The following is a 3,231-nucleotide window of genomic DNA, read 5'->3' as shown; positions in this document are numbered from 1 at the left end:
TAGCTTAGATGCTGTTCAGCAGTTGCAGAACGGCATCGGTGGGCCGGAAGCGCGCCCCGTAATTGCCCTCGATGCCCGCCTTTTCGATTCCGTTGCGCATCATCTCGACATCCGCGGCGGCATAGCGGTGGGTGGTGGCGACCTGTGCGTGCCCGAGCCAGGCTTGAATCGTCAAAAGATCCACGCCGGACTGGAGAAGCTTCATGGCGAGGGAGTGCCGGAAGATGTGTGGCGATATGGGCTTTTCGGCCAAGTCCGGCCTAATGGCCACTGCCTTGGCCGCCGCTCGTCGTACGATGTGGGTCGCCCCGAAGCGCGTCAGGCGCTCATTGTGGGCGCCGACAAAGATCGGTCGTGGTTCGAGGTTGGCGATTCCGCGTTCGCGCAACAAGGCCGCCAGCGCTCTCGCCAAATCCTGAGAAACGGGGATGACGCGATCTCTGCGCCCCTTACCGTGCAACAGCACCTGCGAACGCGGGCGTTCCAACTGAAGGTCGTCAGCATTGACACCAATGGCTTCGGAGACCCGCGCGCCGGTCCGCGCCAGGAACAGCAGAAACGCGCGGTCGCGCCGACCACGGGGCGTCCTCTGATCGGGCGCCGCAATGATTGCGTCCACTTCTGCGTTGGTGAGGTGGCGCGTCACCTCAATGTGCGCCCGTTTTGTGGGAATCGTCAGCACGCGTTGCGCGACACCAAAGGACGCCGGGTCGGCCGCTGCCACATGGTGGAAGAAAGATCGTATCGCAGCTAGTCGGGCATTGCGCGTGGCGACGGTGTTGTTCCGCTTCTCCTCGAGTTCGTCGAGAAAGGCGAGAACGAGGTCTCGATCGAGATCTTCGAGCACCAACGCCGCCGGCCTCTTCCGCAACCTGGCGGCGGCAAAGAGGATCAGCATGCGCAAGGCGTCGCGATAGCTCGCGACAGTCGCGGGAGTGGCGTTGCGCTGCTTGGTCAAGCGCCGGCGAAAGTAGGATTCCAGGAGCGGCGCCAGGAGAAGATGTTCGCTCATGCTGCACCTCCATCGAGGAAAGCGCGGTCCGCCGCAATGGCGAGAAGATCCGTCGAACCAGTGAGGTAGTAAGCGGTATCGCTGTAGCTGGCGTGGCCGAGATATGTGGCGAGCAACGGGAGCAGCGCCTGAACGTCTGCGCGCTGTTGGTGCCAGAAGCTGAGGCGGGTCACGGCGAACCGGTGCCTGAGATCGTGCGGCCTTAAGGGCTTACCGCCATCAAGGCCGGCGAGCTTGCGGACCTCGGCAAAACCGTTTTGCAGGCCGGTCGCTGAGAGGCGGTTGCCACGAGAGCTGAGGAAGAAGCCCTGGTCCTTGGGCGTGGGAAAAGCGGCGTCACGCTCACGGGCGTAATGGCGAAGGGCAGCCTGGGTCGTCGTGTGAACTGGAACGAGACGGTCCTTGCGGAACTTCGTCTTCCGAACCAGAAGAACCCCGCTGGTCAGATCGACGTCGGAACGATCAAGCCTGACCACTTCGCCAGATCGCAGTCCCGAGCTTGCTAACAATCCGATCAGCGTTGCCATCGTCCGCCCCCTGAGAGGGATGCCTGGCGAAATGCGCGCACATGCGTCGATGAGCGACGCCAACTCTGACTCGCTGAGGATCCGCGGCGGCGGAATCGCCCTGGATCTGGGAAAGACTCTACGCTCCAAGGTCTCCGTTTGGGCGTCATAGACGGCGAGATACTCGTAGAATCGGCGGAGCACGCCGTGACGAGTGGTGCGGCTGTTGGCGGCGCCGCCGAACGACAGGACGAAGTCCAGCGCCATCGTCCGGGTGGCGGGCGCATCGAACTGAGCGCGTTCAACGTAGCGGACGAAAGCCCGCAACGTGCCAGCTTGTTTGCTGAAAGAGTAGCCGAGCGAGTGGCGCAGTTCGATGTAACGCTCGGCCTTCTCGCCGAGGAATCGGGTAAACGCGGTCATGCCGCGCCTCCCGGAAAGGGGAGTGCGACCTCGGCGAGTTGCGAGGCCGCAACCTTCACGTACAGCGCCGTTGTGTTGATGCTCCGGTGGCCAAGAAGATCGGCGACCTCGTTGATTGGCCTTCGCTGCCTGACGAGCTGGGTGGCAAGGCTGTGGCGCAGGAGATGCGCACCTGCGACCCGCCCGAGTTCGACCCCGCCATGCCGCAACCGCTTCCGCACGATCCTCGAAACAGGCGACGCGCACTTGAACGGCCCCAGCGGCGGCGCGAAGGACAGGAACAGATACGGACTATCCACCTTCGGTCGAGCGCGCAGGATGTAATCGGCGAGTGCGGCGCCGGTCTCCTCGAGGAGTGGTACCACCCGATCACGCTTGCCCTTGGTGCGCCGGACAAAAACCTCGCCAGTACGCCAGTGGATATCCTTCAGCCGAATGGCGCGTAACTCGCCGTTGCGAATGCCGGTGGTGGCGAGCAGCAGCAAGACGGCTCGATCGCGGATGTCGACCGGCGTCGTTGCGCCGATCGCATCGATCGCCTGCCGAACGTCATCCCATGCAAGGCGCGGCGGCAAATGTGCCAAACGCCAAGAGGGCGTCCTTGGGACAACGCGGGCGAGATCTTGGCGATGGTGGCCAGCCCAATACAAAAACCGAAGAAATGTTCGGATGTGAGAAGTCGCTGCCGTGCGGCTGCTGGAGGTCGCCGATAGTGACAGCCGATGCTCGACAGCAGCGAGGACGTGCTCAGCCGCCAACGCCTCGAGGTCCTGGCCGGGATGGTGATGGCGGAACCAATCCAAAAAGCGGCGACCGCCCAGAAGAACGCCTTCGCGGGTCTTCGGCTCCAGGCCCCGCACCCTGCGCAGATAGTCCGAAAAGGAGGCCAGAAGCGGATTATCCGGGTCAGCATCTACACTGGGAACGGAAGCAATGAATCGCTCCGGAGCCACTCGCAGTGCGTGTCCCAGCGCCGACACTGCTCCAATGCGTGGAGAATCCGTCGTAAACGTGGACAAATAGCTATCGACGACATCCTGATGGATCGGCATCGGACCACAGCGCGTCGCGGCAAACTGGCTAAAGCGCGCAATCCGGCTCAGGTAAATCTTGGCGGACGCTCGCTTATAACCAAGCGTGAAAAAATGCTCCGCGAGGCGATCCATCTCGCCGCCGAGCGCACCGCTACGCAGGCGCTTGAGTACCCCACGATACGAAAAATAGAAGTCGAGCATATTGCCCCTCCAGCATTGCGGCGCAGGGGGATCCCGCGTCCGTCAGAGAGGCATG

The 3,231-nt window shown here is 62.8% G+C and carries 3 protein-coding genes; all 3 read right to left on the bottom strand.

The window, feature by feature from the left end; genetic code table 11:
- Positions 1 to 4: 4 nt before the first annotated feature.
- The 3 genes from FJ543_RS31330 to FJ543_RS31320 are packed head-to-tail and all read right to left on the bottom strand — an operon-like array spanning position 5 to position 3,176.
- Positions 5 to 1,012 carry a tyrosine-type recombinase/integrase gene (locus tag FJ543_RS31330; RefSeq protein WP_064995508.1) on the bottom strand — a complete coding sequence of 336 codons (1,008 nt, stop codon included), beginning with the start codon at positions 1,010 to 1,012 and terminating at the stop codon, positions 5 to 7.
- Entirely contained in the window at positions 1,009 to 1,941 is a 933-nt protein-coding gene (locus FJ543_RS31325) for a tyrosine-type recombinase/integrase (RefSeq protein ID WP_064995509.1), read from the bottom strand. The genes FJ543_RS31330 and FJ543_RS31325 overlap by 4 nt, the downstream gene beginning before the upstream one ends.
- Complete coding sequence (locus FJ543_RS31320; protein ID WP_084016273.1) at positions 1,938 to 3,176, bottom strand: site-specific integrase; 1,239 nt, start codon at positions 3,174 to 3,176, stop codon at positions 1,938 to 1,940. The genes FJ543_RS31325 and FJ543_RS31320 overlap by 4 nt, the downstream gene beginning before the upstream one ends.
- Positions 3,177 to 3,231: the final 55 nt, after the last annotated feature.

Origin of the sequence: Mesorhizobium sp. B2-5-7, from assembly GCF_006440875.1 — a bacterium.
Lineage (GTDB): Bacteria > Pseudomonadota > Alphaproteobacteria > Rhizobiales > Rhizobiaceae > Mesorhizobium > Mesorhizobium australicum.
Note: the sequence above shows the minus strand (reverse complement) of the source record. Positions and strands in the feature narration are given on the sequence as shown.